The sequence below is a fragment of the Sulfitobacter sp. CB2047 genome (assembly GCF_000735125.2).
Lineage (GTDB): Bacteria > Pseudomonadota > Alphaproteobacteria > Rhodobacterales > Rhodobacteraceae > Sulfitobacter > Sulfitobacter pontiacus.
On the sequence record NZ_CP072613.1, the window covers coordinates 936888 to 953939 of the forward strand.

Sequence of the window (17052 nt, forward strand, 5' to 3'; positions counted from 1 at the left end):
AAAATGTCTCGTATTGGTAAAAAACCGGTCGACCTGCCAAGCGGTGTTACAGCATCCGTGAGCGGCCAGACCATCGAAGTCAAAGGCCCCAAGGGAACACGTTCCTTCAAGGCAACTGACGACGTTACATTGGCTGTCGAAGACAACGTGGTCACCATCACACCACGCGGCAAATCCAAGCGCGCACGCCAGCAGTGGGGCATGAGCCGCACAATGGTAAGCAACCTGGTTGCCGGCGTCACCGAAGGCTTCAAAAAGGAGCTTGAGATCCAGGGTGTTGGTTATCGTGCTGCCATGAACGGCAACACGCTGAAACTGAACCTGGGCCTGTCCCACGATGTTGACTATGTGGCACCCGAAGGTGTGACAGTCACAGCACCGAAACAGACCGAGATTGTGGTAGAAGGCATTGACGAACAGCTTGTTGGTCAGGTCGCTGCGAACATCCGCGCATGGCGCAAGCCCGAGCCCTACAAGGGCAAAGGCATCCGCTATAAGGGTGAGTTCGTCTTCCGCAAAGAAGGCAAGAAGAAGTAAGGATCGCACAGATGGCAAACAGCAAAAGACAACTGTTTCTGAAACGCCGCCTGCGCGTTCGGAACAAACTTCGCCGGGTCAACGCAGGGCGTCTTCGCCTCTCCGTTCACCGCTCGAACAAAAACATCAGCGCCCAGCTGATCGACGACGTAAACGGGGTCACATTGGCTTCCGCGTCCTCGATGGAAAAAGACTTGGGCGTTGTTGGCAAGAACAACATCGAAGCAGCGACCAAGGTTGGTTCGGCGATCGCCGAGCGTGCCAAGAAGGCCGGTGTAAGCGAAGCATATTTTGACCGTGGCGGTTTCCTGTTCCACGGCAAGATCAAAGCTTTGGCCGATGCAGCCCGTGAAGGCGGTCTGAAAATCTAAGCGAACGTAGGCGGCGCGGGTCTCGCGCCGCCTCGATGATCCGGGGGCTTTGCCCACTTGGATTGACTCTATGACGCGCGCAAGCGCAGCACCAAAAGGATGATGCCGCATGGCAAGAGATGACAACCGGGGTGGCAACCGCCGCAACCAACGCGACGAGACACCCGAATTCGCCGACCGCCTAGTGGCGATCAACCGCGTTTCCAAAACCGTTAAGGGTGGTAAGCGCTTTGGCTTCGCTGCACTTGTCGTTGTTGGCGACCAAAAGGGCCGCGTAGGCTTCGGCAAAGGTAAAGCGAAAGAGGTTCCAGAAGCCATTCGCAAAGCCACCGAGCAAGCTAAGCGCCAAATGATCCGCGTTCAGCTGCGCGAAGGCCGCACTTTGCACCACGACATGGAAGGCCGTCACGGTGCCGGTCGCGTTGTAATGCGCACAGCACCAGAAGGTACCGGGATCATCGCCGGTGGTCCAATGCGTGCCGTATTCGAAATGCTGGGTGTTAAGGACGTTGTATCGAAGTCCATCGGGACCCAGAACCCTTACAACATGATCCGTGCCACCATGGACGGCCTGAAAAAAGAATCTTCGCCACGTGCTGTTGCTCAGCGTCGCGGCAAGAAAGTTGCAGACATTCTGCCCAAGCGTGAGGACAATGTTGAATCGTCCGCACAAGTCGCTGAGGAGGCATAAGCATGGCTAAGACGATCGTAATCAAGCAGGTTGGCTCGCCAATCCGCCGCCCCGCCGACCAGCGCGCTACGTTGATTGGTCTGGGTCTGAACAAAATGCACCGTGTGCGTGAACTGGAAGACACACCTTCCGTTCGCGGCATGATCCGCAAGATTTCTCACATGGTTGAGATCATCGAAGAAAAAGGCTGAACGCTTTCCTAGAAAGCTAGAGACTTTATAATGGTCTTGTTGCTCGGTATCGACGCCCCGTGGGAAACTACGGGGCGTTTTCATTTGTCTCGGGCACCTGGGAGTTGGGGCAGGGCTTGAAACCTTCAGGCCTCCCGTCTATACGCCCCCAGTGGCCACCAATCCGCCACAAGAATCATGCAACGCCGCGTTTGGCCGCTCCCGTCGCTGGGGGCCACATCCGGCAAAAGGAGAAGCGACATGAAACTTCATGAACTGTCTGACAACGAAGGCGCCACCAAGAAACGCAAGCGCGTAGGCCGTGGTCCTGGTTCCGGCACCGGTAAAATGGGTGGCCGTGGTATCAAAGGTCAGAAATCCCGTTCGGGTGTATCGATCAACGGTTACGAAGGCGGTCAAATGCCCTTGTACCAACGTCTTCCAAAGCGCGGCTTCACCAAGCCAAACCGGAAGTCCTATGCCGTTGTAAACCTGGGCCTGATCCAGAAATTCATCGACGCCAAAAAGATCGACGCCTCCGCTGCGATCACCGAGGACGCCCTGATTTCCTCCGGTCTGGTTCGTCGCAAGTTGGACGGTATCCGCGTTCTGGCCAAAGGCGATTTCAACGCCAAGGTTGAACTGCAGGTATCCGGTGCATCCAAATCCGCGGTTGAAGCCGTAGAAAAAGCGGGCGGCAAACTGACCGTCACAGCACCTGCCGCGGCAAACGCAGACGCGTAACCCGACCTTTTGCCTTGTGAGCGGGACGCGTCCCGCTTACATAGTCAATCGAGTTTTCCCAAATGCCGCCCGCCGGAAAACGGCTTGGGCGGCGTTTTTGCAAAGAAAGAGCCCTATATCATGGTATCAGCCGTCGAAAGCATGGCCGCCAACACCAGTTGGTCCGCGTTGGGCAAGGCGACAGACCTGCGCAACCGGATTCTATTCACTCTGGGGTTGTTGATCGTTTATCGCCTTGGCACGTTCATTCCGGTTCCCGGGATCGACGGCACCGCCCTGCGCCAGTTTATGGAAAGCGCGGGTCAAGGCATCGGCGGCATGGTTTCCATGTTCACCGGCGGCGCACTTGGCCGTATGGGGATCTTTGCCTTGGGTATCATGCCCTACATCTCTGCATCGATCATCGTTCAGCTGATGACCTCGATGGTGCCCGCGCTTGAGCAGCTCAAGAAAGAGGGCGAGCAGGGGCGCAAGAAGATCAACCAATACACCCGCTTCGGTACGGTGGCTCTGGCGACGCTCCAGGCCTATGGCCTGGCTGTCTCCCTTGAGGCTGGCGATATCGCCGCTGATCCGGGCATGTATTTCCGCATCGCTTGTATGATCACGCTGGTCGGTGGCACGATGTTCCTGATGTGGCTGGGTGAGCAGATCACCGCACGCGGCATCGGTAACGGTATCTCGCTGATCATCTTTGTTGGCATCATCGCCGAGGTTCCTGCCGCGATTGCGCAGTTCTTCTCTTCGGGTCGTTCTGGTGCGATCAGCCCCGCGATTATCGTTGGCGTGCTGGTTATGGTTATCGCGACGATCATGTTCGTCGTCTTTATGGAACGCGCCTTGCGCAAGATCCACATCCAGTACCCGCGCCGTCAGGTTGGGCAAAAGATGTACGATGGCGGTTCTTCGCACCTGCCGGTCAAGGTGAACCCCGCCGGTGTTATCCCTGCGATCTTTGCCAGCTCTTTGCTGCTGCTGCCGGTCACGATCAGCACGTTCTCGGGCAATTCTACCGGTCCGGTGATGTCGGTTCTGCTGGCCAACTTCGGCCCCGGCCAGCCGCTGTACCTGCTGTTCTTTGTCGCGATGATCGTCTTCTTTGCATACTTCTACACGTTCAACGTCAGCTTCAAGCCTGACGAGGTTGCGGACAACCTGAAGAACCAGAACGGTTTCGTCCCCGGTATCCGTCCCGGTAAGAAAACCGCCGAGTATCTGGAATATGTTGTGAACCGCATTCTGGTGCTCGGGTCGCTTTACCTCGCGGCGGTTTGTATTCTGCCCGAAATCCTGCGTGGCCAGTTTGCGATCCCGTTCTACTTTGGCGGTACGTCGGTGCTGATTGTTGTGTCCGTGACCATGGACACGATCCAGCAGGTACAAAGCCATCTGCTTGCCCATCAGTATGAAGGTCTGCTTGAACGTTCCCAGTTGCGCGGTAAGTCTGGCAAACCACGGAAAAAACGGAGCCCGGTACGTCGATGAACATTATTCTCTTAGGACCACCCGGAGCGGGTAAAGGTACACAAGCGCGTCATCTTGTTGAGACACGCAATATGGTGCAACTTTCCACCGGTGACATGCTGCGTGAAGCCAAAGACAGCGGGACAGAGATGGGCAACATGGTTGCCGATGTCATGGCGCGCGGTGATCTGGTGACCGACGAGATCGTGATCGGCCTGATCCGCGAAAAGCTGGAAGACACCACTGACCACGGCGGTTTCATCTTTGACGGTTTCCCACGCACGCTGGCGCAGGCCACCGCGCTTGGTGAGCTGCTGGAAGCGACAGGCAAGCCATTGGATCACGTGATCCAGTTGGGCGTGGATGACGAAGCGCTGGTTACGCGTATCTCCGGTCGGTCCACCTGCGGCAACTGTGGCGAAGTCTATCACGACGTGACCAAGCCTCAGCCCGCCGACGGAAAATGCGAGAAATGCGGCGCGTCTGACTTTAAACGCCGCGCAGACGATAACGAGGAAAGCCTCCGCAATCGTTTGATGGAATACTACAAGAAGACCTCGCCGCTGTTGGGCTATTACTACGCCCACAACATGCTCACGCGGGTTGACGGTCTGGCGGACATTAAGGAGGTGCAGGACAGCATCGCCAAGGTTCTGGACGCTTAATCCAACCTTACGATCGACAGGCAACGGCGCGCTTTTCGAAGCGCGCCGTTTTGCTATTGTAAGGGGCAGGGCGGGGTGCTTTCGGATTGAAAGGGATATCCATACGGCGTACCGCCGCTATGGGTTGACGCGCCGGTCAATTCCTCATAACCAGCCGTATCTCGTAAGAGAATCGAATTGCAACGGGCACCGATCACGCCCTGCGCATGAACACCTGATCAGCTGGAGCCCGACGGCACATTCGCCTCGGGCTTCACGTTGTGAAAAAAGGGTCTGGCATGACGGACCCGCAACGAAAAGGAAGCACACACGTGGCACGTATTGCCGGCGTAAACATCCCGACTGCAAAGCGGGTTCCAATCGCCCTCACATATATCACCGGTATCGGTAACTCTTCCGCAGCTGCAATCTGCGAAGCTGTTGGCATCGATTCCACACGTCGTATCAACGAACTTTCGGATGCTGAAATCCTGAAAATCCGTGAGTATATCGACGAAAACTACACCGTCGAAGGTGACCTGCGTCGCGACACGCAGATGAACATCAAGCGTCTGATGGACCTTGGTTGCTACCGTGGCCTGCGCCACCGTCGTAACCTGCCGGTTCGTGGTCAGCGTACCCACACCAACGCTCGTACGCGCAAAGGCCCTGCAAAGGCCATTGCCGGTAAGAAGAAGTAAGGGAGGGTCTGATCAATGGCACGCGAAAAGACAAAGACGAAGCGTAAGGTTTCCAAGAACATCGCCGCAGGTGTGGCGCATGTTAACTCCAGCTTCAACAACACAAAGATCCTGATCTCTGACGTTCAGGGTAACGCAATTTCCTGGTCCTCCGCAGGTACCATGGGCTTTAAAGGGTCGCGTAAATCGACACCTTACGCGGCTCAGATGGCTGCTGAAGATGCAGGTAAAAAAGCCCAGGACCACGGCGTGAAAACGCTGGAAGTCGAAGTGCAAGGCCCCGGCTCCGGCCGTGAAAGCGCCCTGCGCGCGCTGGCAGCTGCCGGGTTCAACATCACATCGATCCGTGACGTGACCCCAATGGCGCACAACGGCTGCCGCCCTCCGAAACGCCGCCGCGTCTAAGAGTATAAGTTACAAAAGGGGCCGCGCCTTTGCGCACGGCCTCTTACTGCTTTGTTGAAACCTCGGGAGTTCTTCGCCATTTGGACATGGGGCGCAGAACAGGAATGGAGGGACGTATGATCCACAAAAATTGGGCTGAATTGATCAAGCCACAGCAGTTGGACGTCAAGCCGGGTAATGACCCTGCACGTCAGGCTACTGTCATCGCCGAGCCGCTCGAGCGTGGCTTTGGTTTGACAATGGGCAACGCGCTGCGCCGCGTTCTGATGTCGTCGCTGCAAGGTGCCGCCATCACATCTGTACAAATTGATAATGTTTTGCACGAATTTTCGAGCGTTGCGGGTGTTCGCGAAGATGTCACCGACATCGTTCTGAACCTCAAAGGCGTTTCCCTGCGCATGGAAGTCGAAGGGCCCAAGCGCCTGTCGATCTCTGCCAAGGGGCCGGGTGTTGTCACAGCTGGTGACATCTCCGAAAGCGCTGGTATCGAAATTCTGAACCGCGATCACGTGATCTGCCACCTGGATGACAATGCTGACGTTTACATGGAACTGACGGTCAACACCGGTAAGGGCTATGTGGCGGCAGACAAGAACAAGCCAGAAGATGCGCCTATCGGTCTTATCCCGATCGACGCGATCTATTCGCCGGTCAAGAAAGTGTCCTATGACGTGCAGCCGACCCGCGAAGGTCAGGTGCTGGATTATGATAAGCTGACGATGAAAGTCGAAACAGACGGCTCCATCTCTCCTGACGATGCCGTGGCTTTTGCTGCGCGTATTCTGCAGGATCAGCTGGGTATCTTCGTCAACTTCGACGAGCCTGAATCCGCATCGCGTCAGGACGACGACGACGGTCTGGAATTCAACCCGCTGCTGCTGAAGAAAGTAGACGAGCTGGAACTGTCCGTCCGTTCGGCAAACTGCCTGAAGAACGACAACATCGTCTACATCGGCGATCTGATCCAGAAGACCGAAGCCGAAATGCTGCGCACGCCGAACTTTGGCCGCAAGTCCTTGAACGAGATCAAGGAAGTGCTGTCGGGCATGGGCCTGCACCTTGGTATGGACGTCGAGGACTGGCCACCAGACAACATCGAAGACCTCGCGAAAAAGTTCGAGGATTCGTTCTAAGAGATTTGTCGGGTGGGGTTTCCCCGCCCGACAATACGACCGGGCATCGGCCCCAAGGAGAGTTGGCGCTACGCACGCCAACCAGACAAAGCAAAACCGCCCGTAGAGGGCATTAAATTGGAGACTAGAAAATGCGTCACGCACGTGGTTACCGCCGCCTGAACCGTACACATGAGCACCGCAAGGCGTTGTTCTCGAACATGGCAGGCTCGCTCATCGAACATGAGCAAATCAAAACAACATTGCCAAAAGCCAAAGAATTGAAGCCAATCATCGAAAAGATGATCACACTGGCAAAGCGCGGCGACCTGCACGCGCGTCGTCAGGCTGCAAGCAAGCTGAAGCAAGACCAGTATGTTGCGAAACTGTTCGACATCCTGGGCCCACGTTACAAAGACCGTCAGGGTGGCTATGTCCGCGTTCTGAAAGCGGGCTTCCGGTATGGCGACATGGCACCTATGGCCATCATCGAATTCGTAGATCGCGACCGCGACGCGAAGGGTGCAAACGACAAGGCGCGCGTAGCGGCCTATGAGGTTGCCGAAGACTAAAGCGACCTGCTTTTGTTAAGAATTCTGAAAGCCCCTGCCACCGCAGGGGCTTTTTGCTTTTATGCCTTCGGCGAGGATTTAAATCCATTTGGAACTCGGGTGTTGCGCAAGGGCCTATGGCTGCGCATATCTGGGGGCATGAGAATACTTCTGATCCTGCTGACCGTTCTGTGTTTCCCCGTCGCTGCGCAAACTGTGCCAAGCTCTGCCGCGCAGATCCAGTTGAGCTTTGCGCCGCTGGTCCGCGAGGCCGCGCCCGCCGTGGTGAACATCTACGCCCGCACCATCGTCGAGCAAAGCCGCACGCCGCTGCAGGCTGATCCCTTCTTCGAACGTTTCTTCCGGCGGCCAGACGCCGGTCGCCCACGGGTTCAGAACTCGCTCGGGTCCGGCGTGATTCTGTCGGAGGACGGGATCGTCGTGTCGAATTATCATGTGGTCGGGATGTCGACGGACATTCGGATCGTCCTGTCGGACCGTCGCGAGTTTTCCGCCCGTGTGCTGCTGAGCGATGCAGAGAGCGATCTGGCTATCCTGAAAATCGATGACGTCGACGGGCTTACCCCTTTGTCCTTGCGCGATAGCGACACCGTCGAGGTCGGAGAGTTGACGCTGGCCATCGGCAACCCCTTTGGGGTCGGGCAAACGGTGAGCAGCGGGATCGTTTCAGGGCTTGCGCGGTCTGGCGGGATGAACGGTGGCGGGCAGGGATACTTCATCCAGACGGATGCACCGATCAACCCGGGCAACTCTGGTGGTGCGTTGATCGATGTAGAGGGGCGGTTGATCGGGATCAACACCTCGATCTTGACACGCTCTGGCGGTTCAAACGGGATTGGCTTTGCGATACCTGCCAATTTGATCGCGGCGTTCATGGCGCAGGCGCGCGACGGGGCCGTTGAATTTACCCGACCTTGGGCGGGGATGAGCGGGCAGCCGGTGGACGCGGATATGGCGGGCCCGCTTGGGCTGGACCGGCCTGGCGGGATCATCGTGTCTGGGATGCACCCTGCCAGCCCGTTTCTGAAGGCCGGTGTGGCTGTCGGCGATGTGATCACAGCGGTCGATGGGCAAGAGGTACATACACCCGCCGAGATGATCTACCGCATGAGCGTGGCCGGGATGGGGGCGCAAGCGCGGATCACGCGGCTGCGCGATGGCAAGGTGGAAGAGGTTGAGGTCGCGTTGATCGCCGCACCGGAAGAGCCATCGCGTGCCGCGCTCACGCTGGATGAAAGCAGCTTGCTACCGGGGTTGGCGTTGGCGCGGATCAATCCTGCTGTGATGGCTGAATTGAACCTCCCGCTTGAGGTAGCGGGTGTGGCGGTGATGGATACCGGGCCCTATGGTGCGCGCGTGGGGTTGCGGCAGGGGGATGTGATCTTGGCCGTGAACGGGGCCGAGGTGCAAGCACCGTCGGACGTCAGCGACCAGATGGCGGGCAGCCGTCAGGTGTCGATGGTGGTGCAGCGTGGCGTGCAGCGTCTGTCGCTGCAATTCCGGGTCTAGCGCGATGGCGGACCTATTTGGATCGGACGCGCCGGCTGTGGAAAGCGGGCACCGCCCGTTGGCGGACCGGCTGCGCCCGCGAAGCTTGGGCGAGGTCATCGGCCAGTCACAAGTGTTGGGGCCGGACGCGCCGCTGACGGTCATGCTGCAGTCGGGGTCGCTGGGGTCGCTGATTTTCTGGGGGCCGCCCGGCGTTGGCAAAACGACGATCGCGCGACTGCTGGCAGATGAGACGGACCTGCATTTCGTGCAGATCAGCGCGATTTTCAGCGGTGTGCCTGAGCTCCGCAAGGTCTTTGATGCGGCGAAAATCCGGCGACAGAACGGGCAGGGGACACTGCTGTTCGTCGACGAGATCCACCGCTTTAACAAGGCGCAGCAGGACGGCTTCCTGCCTCATATGGAGGATGGAACGATCCTGCTGGTCGGGGCCACGACCGAGAATCCATCGTTCGAGCTGAACGCCGCTGTGCTGAGCCGGTCGCAGGTTCTGGTGTTGGAGCGCTTGCCGCTGTCTGATCTGGAACGGCTGGCCCAAAGGGCCGAAAAGGAACTGGGTCGTGGCCTGCCACTGGACGGGCCTGCGCGCGAAAACCTGCTTGAGATGGCCGATGGCGACGGGCGTGCGTTGCTCAACCTGATAGAGCAAGTCGCCGCTTGGAAGGTCGAGGGCAAGCTGGACGGCAAGGCCCTGTCGGCGCGGTTGATGCGGCGCGCGGCGCAATACGATAAAGGGGGGGACGCGCATTATAACCTCATCTCAGCGCTGCATAAATCCGTGCGCGGCTCTGACCCTGACGCGGCGCTGTACTGGCTGGCGCGGATGCTGGAGGGAGGCGAAGACCCGCGGTATCTGATGCGCCGGATCACGCGCATGGCGGTCGAGGATATCGGGCTTGCCGATCCGCAGGCGCAGTCTGTTTGCCTGCAATCGTGGGAGACCTACGAGCGGCTCGGCTCGCCTGAAGGGGAACTGGCGATTGCCCAGGCGTTGACCTATCTCGCGCTGGCCCCGAAGTCGAACGCGGCCTACGTGGCCTATAAGGCTGCGCGGCGTGCGGCCAAGCAAACCGGGTCCTCTTTGCCACCCAAGCACATCATGAACGCGCCCACCAAGATGATGAAAGAACAGGGCTACGGCGTGGGGTATGCCTATGACCATGATGCCGAAGACGGGTTTTCCGGCCAGAACTACTTTCCCGACGGGATGGAGCGACCGCAATTCTATCAACCTGTCGAACGAGGCTTTGAACGTGACCTGAAAAAACGCGTCGATTATTTCGAAAAGCTGCGGGCAACGCGGAAAACTTGACATTCGGGGCGTGAACCGTGAGAGACCGCAGATGATTTCAACCCTGTCCCTTGTCGCTATGGGCGGCGCGATCGGTGCCTCCTTGCGGTATCTGTTTGGTGTCGCCGTGACGCGGCTGGTCGGGCTGTCGGATTTTCCGGTCGCGGTCCTGACGGTCAACATCATCGGGTCGTTCTTGATGGGCCTCTTTGTGGTGTGTGCCGCACAAAAAGGGCTGACGCAGATCAGCCCGTTCGTGATGACCGGCGTGCTTGGCGGCTTTACAACGTTCTCGTCCTTCTCGCTCGAGACGGTCACGTTGATGGAGCGCGGCCAGATCGGGGCGGCAGGGATATATGTGGCACTGTCCGTCGGGCTTTCGGTGCTAGGATTAATGCTGGGCCTTTTCGTGGCCAGAGGGGTATTTGCATGAGCCGGGTTCAACATCTGGTCGTAGAAGAAGGCGACGGGGATCAACGGTTGGACCGTTGGTTCAAACGGACCTTTCCGCTGATTGGCCAAGGGCTGATCGAAAAGATGTGCCGTAAAGGTGACATCCGAGTTGATGGGGGGCGGGTAAAAGCCTCTACTCGGCTTGAGGTCGGGCAGACCGTGCGTATCCCGCCGCTGCCTGATGAAAAGGCTCCGCCGCCGCCCAAGCGCACGCGGATATCAGAGGCGGATACCAAGTTTATCCGGTCTTGTGTGATCTATCGCGACGATCACATCATCGCGCTGAACAAACCGCCGGGGCTGCCGGTGCAGGGCGGGTCTGGTCAATCGGACCGCCATGTCGACGCGCTTGCCGATGCTTTGATGTTCGAGCTTGATGAAAAGCCGCGCCTTGTGCACCGCTTGGATAAAGACACCTCTGGCGTGCTGATCATGGCGCGGACACGGTCAATTGCCGCCGCGCTGACAGCGTCGTTCCGCCATCGCGAAACCCGCAAGATTTACTGGGCTGCGGTCGCGGGCGTCCCGCATCCGCGCAACGGGACGATCAAATTCGGGCTGGTCAAAGCCTTCGGTCACGGGGCCCGCGGTGAGGGCGAAAAGATGTACTGCGTCCACCCGAAAGACATGGAAACAACCGAAGGCGCCAAGCGCGCGACCACCGATTATGCGACCCTCGCACAAGCCGGTAAGCGGACCTGCTGGATGGCGCTGATCCCTGTGACGGGCCGGACGCACCAGCTGCGTGCGCATATGGCTGAAATCGGGCATCCCATTGTCGGAGATGGAAAATATGGCGGTTCAGGTCAGGAAAACATGGGCGACGGATGGGGCGCGCAACTGGGGGGCGATATCTCTAAGAAGCTGCACCTGCATGCGCGATCCCTGACGCTGGAGCACCCTGTAACCAAGGCGCGACTGAACCTCACGGCCCCGCTGCCGGACCATATGGCGCGCACCTGGGACACGTTCCAGTGGGCACCCTCCGACGTGCCTGCTGACCCGTTCGAGGAGGATTGGGGGTGAGCGATTGGAAAGCGAAACGTTTCTGGAAAGAGGCGGCCGTTGTCGAGGCGGAGGGTGGCTATACTGTCGAGCTTGACGGGCGCGGGATCAAGACGCCGGCCAAACGTGCGCTGGTGGTGCCAACCCGCGCTATGGCGCAGAAAATCGCCGCTGAGTGGCAGGCACAGGACGGGGTGATCAACCCCGACACCATGCCCGCTACCAAAACCGCCAATGCCGCGATCGACAAGGTTGCGCTGCAACATGCCGAGGTTGCGGATATGTTGGCGGCCTACGGCGACTGTGATTTGCTGTGCTATCGCGCGGATAGCCCGGCTGAGCTGGTCGCGCGGCAAGCCGAACAATGGGACCCCACGCTGGAGTGGGCCCGGGAGGCTTTGGGCGTGAGCTTGCAGACCCGAGTGGGGATCATGCACGAACCCCAGTCACCTGCGGATGTCGCACGCCTGTCGGCGCGCACCCATGCGTTAAGCAACTTTCAACTCGCTGCCTTCCACGACCTTGTGAGCCTGTCTGGCTCACTAATCTTGGGCTTTGCGGCGGCGCTTGACGCAAAGGAAGCGGAATCGATTTGGGAAATTTCCCGTCTGGACGAGGTTTGGCAGGCCGAGCAGTGGGGCAATGATGACGAGGCAGACGCCTTGGCCGCAGTGAAAAAGACTAGTTTCTTACACGCTAAGTTGATGTTTGACCTGAGCGTGCCCGAATAGGTTTCACGGTGACCCCAATACATAGGATTGAGGGCATTTTTTAAGCACACTGACTTGACGTTCCGGCGTAAATTCGCCCAAACTCCCTTCCACTGACGGGGATAACCCCGCCAAAACATCTCCGGTCCGAAAAGGTGCCGGGTGAACCGCCCTAAAACGTGGCGGAAAATCAGGAAGAGGTTAAAATGAACAAATCCGTATTTTTTGGTGCGCTAACAGTAGCCGGCCTTGCGGCTGGCGCAGCTGCTGCGTCCACGCTTGACGATGTCAAAGCGCGCGGCAAGCTGAACTGCGGCGTTACCACCGGTCTGGCTGGCTTTGCGGCCCCTAACGCCAATGGTGAATGGGAAGGCTTTGACGTGGCGGTATGCCGCGCCGTTGCCGCTGCTGTACTGGGCGACCCCGCAGCTGTCGAATTCATCCCCACAACCGGCAAAACACGCTTTACCGCGCTGGCATCGGGCGAGATCGATTTCCTTGCACGTAACACCACATGGACCTTCAGCCGCGATGTCGACCTCAAGTTCGACTTCATCGGCGTGAACTACTATGACGGTCAGGGCTTCATGGTTCCGAAAGAACTTGGCGTTTCCTCTGCCAAGGATCTGGATGGCGCGACTGTCTGCATCCAAACCGGCACCACGACCGAGCTGAACCTCGCGGACTTCTTCCGCAACAACAACATCAGCTACGAGCCCGTCCCTGTTGAAACAAACGCCGAAGGCCAACAGCAGTATCTGGCCGGTGCGTGCGACACCTATACTACCGACGCATCCGGTCTGGCCGCGACACGCGCGACCTTTGAAAACCCAGGTGAGCACATCATCCTGCCCGAAATCATCTCCAAAGAGCCTCTGGGCCCGCTTGTTCGCCATGGCGACAACGACTGGGGCGACGTAACCCGCTGGGTTCTCTACGCTCTGATCGCAGCTGAAGAGCTGGGTGTCACATCGGCAAACGTCGAAGAGATGACAACAAACACCACAAACCCAGAAGTTGCCCGTCTGCTTGGCACCGAAGGTACTTTGGGTGAAATGCTGGGTCTGGAAGCTGACTGGGCGAAAAAAGCCATCGCGTCGCAAGGTAACTACGGCGAAATCTTTGCCAAGAACATCGGTGAAGAAACACCAATCGGTCTGGCCCGTGGCCTGAACGCTCAGTGGACAGACGGCGGCCTGATGTACGCGCCTCCTTTCCGCTAAACACATCCGTCGAGGGGCGCGGAGCAATTCCGCGCCCTTTGCGCCTATACGACGCAAAAATAAAACCCGGCCCGCGACACCGAATGGTGCGTGAAAAACAGGTCCGGCACACAGGGAAAATCTGATGACGACAATGTCCGACCCTCAACAGGGCTCGTTCCGGCTGTCGATGTTGCTTAACGACACCCGCTATAGATCCTACACTTTCCAGTTTATCGCGCTGATACTGCTTATCGCATTGATGTCGTTTCTGGGCATTAACCTGGTACGAAATCTGGCAGAGGCCGGATTGAACATCTCTTACGGGTTTTTGAACGTGCCAGCCGGCTACGATATCAACCAATCCTTAATCGATTATAACAGTCAGTCATCGAACCTGCGTGCCGCAATGGTTGGTATCATCAACACGCTTCTTGTTGCGTTTCTGGCCTGTGTCACTGCGACAATTCTGGGTGTGATCGCCGGTGTGGCGCGCCTGTCCAAGAACTGGCTCGTGTCCAAACTGATGTCGGTCTACGTCGAGATTTTCCGGAATATTCCGGTGCTGATCTGGATCCTGATGATCTACACCTTGATGACGGCCGTATTGCCCGCGCCCAACAAGTTCCGCGGTGACAATGCCACGTCGAGCATGCTTTTCGACGCCTTCGCCTTCACCAACCGCGGCATCTACATTCCCGCACCGGTTTGGGGCCCGGGGTCTATGATCGTGGTTGCGACCTTTGTGCTGTCGATCATCGCCGCGATTATCTATCGCCGGTATGCGGTTAGCCTTCTGTTCCGTACGGGCAAGCTGCTGCCTATGGGATGGCCCACTGTCGCGATCTTGCTGGTGCCGACGATTGTGATGTTCTTCATCATGGGCAGCCCCATCGCATTGGATTACCCCGAGCTTAAGGGCTTTAACTTCCGTGGTGGTCTGCAGATCGGCGCGCCGCTGATCGCATTGTGGTTGGCTTTGTCCGTATACACCGGTGCCTTCATCGCCGAAAACGTGCGTGCAGGTATTCAGGCGATCTCAAAAGGGCAGACCGAAGCTGCATCGTCGCTGGGCTTGCGCCCGAAGCGGGTCATGAACCTTGTGGTTCTGCCGCAGGCGTTGCGTGTGATCATTCCGCCGCTGATTTCGCAATACCTCAACATCACCAAGAACTCGTCGCTCGCGATTGCCGTCGGGTATGCCGATATCACTGCGACACTGGGGGGGATCACATTGAACCAAACCGGCCGCGCGATCGAATGCGTGCTTTTGCTGATGCTGTTCTATCTCACGATCTCGCTGTCGATCTCTGCGATCATGAACGTTTACAACAACTCTGTCAGCTTGAAGGAGCGGTAAGATGTCAGATACACACGCCGCCTCCGTCCCTTATGTGCGGGACACCATGTTGCCACAGCACGCGCCCCCGCCAACCGCGCAAGGGCCCGTAAAATGGGTCCGCGAAAGCCTGTTTTCGTCGATCCCTTACACCATTCTCACGCTCGCAGCGCTTTACGTTATCTACCTGATCCTTTCCGGCTTCCTTCCTTGGTTGCTGGGCGGGGTTTGGACGACATCCAACATTCGCGAGTGTCGCGAAGTATTGGACGGCGTCCAAGCTGGCTGTTTCTCGGTGCTGACAGAACGCTGGAACCAGCTGTTGTTTGGTATCGCCTATCCACAGGACGGCTATTGGCGCCCGACATTTGCATTCGTGCTCTTGTTCGTCGCCGTGTCACCGGTGCTGTTTAGCAATCTGCCACGTGGGCTCATCCTTTTTACCGTCATCTACCCTTTCATCGCCTTCTGGTTGATCTGGGGCGGTTCCCTTTTGGTGCCATTGTCGGCGTTGCTGGCCGTTGTGGTTGGCTATGTGGTCTACAGCAGAATCGTTAAGACAAGCTTTGCAGGCGGACTTTTTGCGGGTCTCATCGCAGGCATCGTGACGTGGTTTATCTGCGGCTTCATTACGCCAAGCCTATCGGGCGTGCTCGCGCTGGAACCGGTCGCCTCGCGGAACATGGGGGGCTTTATGCTCAACATGATCTTGGGCGTGATCTGTGTGTCTTTGTCCCTGCCGATGGGCATTCTGCTTGCGCTGGGTCGTCAATCGAGCTTGCCGATCATCAAACTGATCTGCGTTGTTTTTATTGAGTTTATCCGAGGGGTGCCTCTGATTACGTTGCTTTTTGTTGCCAACGTGGTCCTGGCTTACTTCCTGCCACCGGGCACAAACTTCGACCTGATCCTACGTGTTATTATCATGATCACCATGTTCGCGTCGGCCTATATCGCCGAGGTGATCCGGGGCGGGTTGGCAGCCTTGCCACGTGGTCAATACGAGGCTGCAGACAGCTTGGGCCTAGATTATGCGCAGGCCATGCGCCTGATTATTTTGCCCCAAGCCTTGAAAATCTCGATCCCAGGAATCGTTAACGTGGCCGTCGGGCTGTTCAAGGATACTACGCTGGTGTCGATTATTTCGATGTTCGACCTGGTTGGGATGATCCGCGGGCCGATCCTAGCGTCGACTGACTGGAACGGCGTTTACTGGGAACTTTGGGGCTTTGCCGCCTTGCTCTTCTTCGTCGTCTGCTACGGCATCTCGCAATATTCACAATGGCTGGAACGTCAACTCCAGACCGACCACCATTAAGGAAAGGCTGTAATTATGGCTGAACAAGCACAAGCGCTGAAAGTCTCGAACGAGGTCGCGATCAGCATCGAGAACATGAACAAGTGGTACGGCACGTTTCACGTGCTGCGGGATATTGATCTGACCGTTTACCGTGGTGAACGTATCGTTATTGCCGGACCGTCGGGCTCGGGGAAGTCAACTCTGATCCGCTGTATCAATGCCTTGGAAGAGCACCAGAAAGGCCGGATCGAAGTCGACGGTACGGTGCTGTCTTCGGACGTTAAAAACATCGACAAGATCCGCTCCGAAGTCGGGATGTGTTTCCAGCACTTCAACCTTTTCCCGCACTTGACGATCCTCGAAAACTGCACGCTTGCTCCGATCTGGGTGCGAAAAACACCTAAGAAGGAAGCCGAAGAAATCGCGATGCATTTCCTTGAGAAGGTTAAGATCCCGGATCAGGCGGACAAGTACCCAGGTCAGCTTTCTGGTGGTCAGCAGCAACGCGTGGCGATCGCGCGCAGCCTGTGTATGCGTCCGCGTATCATGTTGTTTGACGAACCAACGTCTGCCTTGGACCCGGAGATGATCAAAGAGGTCCTGGACACGATGGTCGAACTGGCTGAGGAAGGCATGACGATGCTCTGCGTGACGCACGAGATGGGCTTTGCCCGTCAGGTGGCAAACCGCGTCATCTTTATGGATGAAGGCCAGATCGTCGAACAGAACGAACCTGAGGAGTTCTTCAACAACCCCCAAAGCCCGAGGACCAAGCTCTTCCTCAGCCAAATTTTGGGCCACTAAGTTTCAAGGGCGGGGATTTCCCCGCCCT

General features: G+C 57.6%; 20 protein-coding genes. All 20 read left to right on the forward strand.

The window, feature by feature from the left end:
* Nucleotides 1–3: 3 nt before the first annotated feature.
* The 20 genes from rplF (at nucleotide 4) to IV89_RS04600 (ending at nucleotide 17024) form a co-directional block, all read left to right on the forward strand.
* A complete protein-coding gene (gene rplF, locus IV89_RS04505) occupies nucleotides 4–537 on the forward strand; it encodes a 50S ribosomal protein L6 (RefSeq protein WP_005849804.1) in 534 nt (177 codons plus the stop codon).
* An 11-nt stretch (nucleotides 538–548) separates the two neighbouring features.
* On the forward strand, nucleotides 549–908 hold the full coding sequence (gene rplR / locus IV89_RS04510; protein ID WP_005849801.1) for a 50S ribosomal protein L18: 360 nt from the start codon (nucleotides 549–551) through the stop codon (nucleotides 906–908).
* A gap of 109 nt (nucleotides 909–1017) precedes the next feature.
* Entirely contained in the window at nucleotides 1018–1599 is a 582-nt protein-coding gene (rpsE, locus tag IV89_RS04515; RefSeq protein WP_005849799.1) for a 30S ribosomal protein S5, read from the forward strand.
* Between the two features lie 2 nt (nucleotides 1600–1601).
* Nucleotides 1602–1790, forward strand: coding sequence for a 50S ribosomal protein L30 (gene rpmD, locus IV89_RS04520; RefSeq protein WP_005849797.1), 189 nt, complete (start codon nucleotides 1602–1604; stop codon nucleotides 1788–1790).
* A gap of 240 nt (nucleotides 1791–2030) precedes the next feature.
* Nucleotides 2031–2513, forward strand: a complete 483-nt coding sequence (gene rplO, locus IV89_RS04525) for a 50S ribosomal protein L15 (protein ID WP_005849796.1) — start codon at nucleotides 2031–2033, stop codon at nucleotides 2511–2513.
* Between the two features lie 120 nt (nucleotides 2514–2633).
* On the forward strand, nucleotides 2634–3998 hold the full coding sequence (secY, locus tag IV89_RS04530) for a preprotein translocase subunit SecY (RefSeq protein WP_037945112.1): 1365 nt from the start codon (nucleotides 2634–2636) through the stop codon (nucleotides 3996–3998).
* Complete coding sequence (locus tag IV89_RS04535) at nucleotides 3995–4642, forward strand: adenylate kinase (RefSeq protein WP_037944866.1); 648 nt, start codon at nucleotides 3995–3997, stop codon at nucleotides 4640–4642. The genes secY and IV89_RS04535 overlap by 4 nt, the downstream gene beginning before the upstream one ends.
* Nucleotides 4643–4953: 311 nt before the next feature.
* Entirely contained in the window at nucleotides 4954–5322 is a 369-nt protein-coding gene (rpsM, locus tag IV89_RS04540; RefSeq protein ID WP_005849790.1) for a 30S ribosomal protein S13, read from the forward strand.
* Nucleotides 5323–5337: 15 nt separating this feature from the next.
* Entirely contained in the window at nucleotides 5338–5727 is a 390-nt protein-coding gene (rpsK, locus tag IV89_RS04545) for a 30S ribosomal protein S11 (RefSeq protein WP_005849789.1), read from the forward strand.
* A 116-nt stretch (nucleotides 5728–5843) separates the two neighbouring features.
* Nucleotides 5844–6860: a DNA-directed RNA polymerase subunit alpha gene (locus tag IV89_RS04550; RefSeq protein ID WP_005849787.1), complete on the forward strand. Its 1017-nt coding sequence runs from the start codon at nucleotides 5844–5846 to the stop codon at nucleotides 6858–6860.
* 131 nt (nucleotides 6861–6991) lie between these two features.
* Complete coding sequence (gene rplQ, locus IV89_RS04555; protein ID WP_005849785.1) at nucleotides 6992–7411, forward strand: 50S ribosomal protein L17; 420 nt, start codon at nucleotides 6992–6994, stop codon at nucleotides 7409–7411.
* 138 nt (nucleotides 7412–7549) lie between these two features.
* On the forward strand, nucleotides 7550–8920 hold the full coding sequence (locus IV89_RS04560; RefSeq protein ID WP_037944865.1) for a trypsin-like peptidase domain-containing protein: 1371 nt from the start codon (nucleotides 7550–7552) through the stop codon (nucleotides 8918–8920).
* Between the two features lie 4 nt (nucleotides 8921–8924).
* The gene (locus tag IV89_RS04565) at nucleotides 8925–10232 is read left to right on the forward strand and encodes a replication-associated recombination protein A (RefSeq protein ID WP_037944863.1); all 1308 of its coding nucleotides are present in this window, start codon (nucleotides 8925–8927) and stop codon (nucleotides 10230–10232) included.
* Nucleotides 10233–10263: 31 nt separating this feature from the next.
* Nucleotides 10264–10644, forward strand: a complete 381-nt coding sequence (gene crcB / locus IV89_RS04570) for a fluoride efflux transporter CrcB (RefSeq protein WP_037944862.1) — start codon at nucleotides 10264–10266, stop codon at nucleotides 10642–10644.
* Complete coding sequence (locus IV89_RS04575) at nucleotides 10641–11690, forward strand: RluA family pseudouridine synthase (RefSeq protein ID WP_005849777.1); 1050 nt, start codon at nucleotides 10641–10643, stop codon at nucleotides 11688–11690. The genes crcB and IV89_RS04575 overlap by 4 nt, the downstream gene beginning before the upstream one ends.
* Entirely contained in the window at nucleotides 11687–12400 is a 714-nt protein-coding gene (locus IV89_RS04580) for an ATP12 family protein (RefSeq protein ID WP_037944860.1), read from the forward strand. The genes IV89_RS04575 and IV89_RS04580 overlap by 4 nt, the downstream gene beginning before the upstream one ends.
* A gap of 185 nt (nucleotides 12401–12585) precedes the next feature.
* On the forward strand, nucleotides 12586–13602 hold the full coding sequence (locus tag IV89_RS04585; RefSeq protein ID WP_037944858.1) for an amino acid ABC transporter substrate-binding protein: 1017 nt from the start codon (nucleotides 12586–12588) through the stop codon (nucleotides 13600–13602).
* A gap of 124 nt (nucleotides 13603–13726) precedes the next feature.
* Complete coding sequence (locus IV89_RS04590; protein WP_037944857.1) at nucleotides 13727–14941, forward strand: ABC transporter permease subunit; 1215 nt, start codon at nucleotides 13727–13729, stop codon at nucleotides 14939–14941.
* 1 nt (nucleotide 14942) lies between these two features.
* Nucleotides 14943–16238, forward strand: coding sequence for an amino acid ABC transporter permease (locus tag IV89_RS04595; protein WP_037944856.1), 1296 nt, complete (start codon nucleotides 14943–14945; stop codon nucleotides 16236–16238).
* A gap of 15 nt (nucleotides 16239–16253) precedes the next feature.
* A complete protein-coding gene (locus IV89_RS04600; RefSeq protein ID WP_005849767.1) occupies nucleotides 16254–17024 on the forward strand; it encodes an amino acid ABC transporter ATP-binding protein in 771 nt (256 codons plus the stop codon).
* The last annotated feature ends 28 nt before the right edge of the window (nucleotides 17025–17052 follow it).

Coding starts and splice junctions, on each gene's coding strand:
- rplF (WP_005849804.1), top strand. CDS start 4: ATGTCTCGTATTGGTAAAAAACCGGTCGACCTGCCAAGCGGTGTTACA.
- rplR (WP_005849801.1), top strand. CDS start 549: ATGGCAAACAGCAAAAGACAACTGTTTCTGAAACGCCGCCTGCGCGTT.
- rpsE (WP_005849799.1), top strand. CDS start 1,018: ATGGCAAGAGATGACAACCGGGGTGGCAACCGCCGCAACCAACGCGAC.
- rpmD (WP_005849797.1), top strand. CDS start 1,602: ATGGCTAAGACGATCGTAATCAAGCAGGTTGGCTCGCCAATCCGCCGC.
- rplO (WP_005849796.1), top strand. CDS start 2,031: ATGAAACTTCATGAACTGTCTGACAACGAAGGCGCCACCAAGAAACGC.
- secY (WP_037945112.1), top strand. CDS start 2,634: ATGGTATCAGCCGTCGAAAGCATGGCCGCCAACACCAGTTGGTCCGCG.
- IV89_RS04535 (WP_037944866.1), top strand. CDS start 3,995: ATGAACATTATTCTCTTAGGACCACCCGGAGCGGGTAAAGGTACACAA.
- rpsK (WP_005849789.1), top strand. CDS start 5,338: ATGGCACGCGAAAAGACAAAGACGAAGCGTAAGGTTTCCAAGAACATC.
- IV89_RS04550 (WP_005849787.1), top strand. CDS start 5,844: ATGATCCACAAAAATTGGGCTGAATTGATCAAGCCACAGCAGTTGGAC.
- rplQ (WP_005849785.1), top strand. CDS start 6,992: ATGCGTCACGCACGTGGTTACCGCCGCCTGAACCGTACACATGAGCAC.
- IV89_RS04560 (WP_037944865.1), top strand. CDS start 7,550: ATGAGAATACTTCTGATCCTGCTGACCGTTCTGTGTTTCCCCGTCGCT.
- IV89_RS04565 (WP_037944863.1), top strand. CDS start 8,925: ATGGCGGACCTATTTGGATCGGACGCGCCGGCTGTGGAAAGCGGGCAC.
- crcB (WP_037944862.1), top strand. CDS start 10,264: ATGATTTCAACCCTGTCCCTTGTCGCTATGGGCGGCGCGATCGGTGCC.
- IV89_RS04575 (WP_005849777.1), top strand. CDS start 10,641: ATGAGCCGGGTTCAACATCTGGTCGTAGAAGAAGGCGACGGGGATCAA.
- IV89_RS04585 (WP_037944858.1), top strand. CDS start 12,586: ATGAACAAATCCGTATTTTTTGGTGCGCTAACAGTAGCCGGCCTTGCG.
- IV89_RS04590 (WP_037944857.1), top strand. CDS start 13,727: ATGACGACAATGTCCGACCCTCAACAGGGCTCGTTCCGGCTGTCGATG.
- IV89_RS04595 (WP_037944856.1), top strand. CDS start 14,943: ATGTCAGATACACACGCCGCCTCCGTCCCTTATGTGCGGGACACCATG.
- IV89_RS04600 (WP_005849767.1), top strand. CDS start 16,254: ATGGCTGAACAAGCACAAGCGCTGAAAGTCTCGAACGAGGTCGCGATC.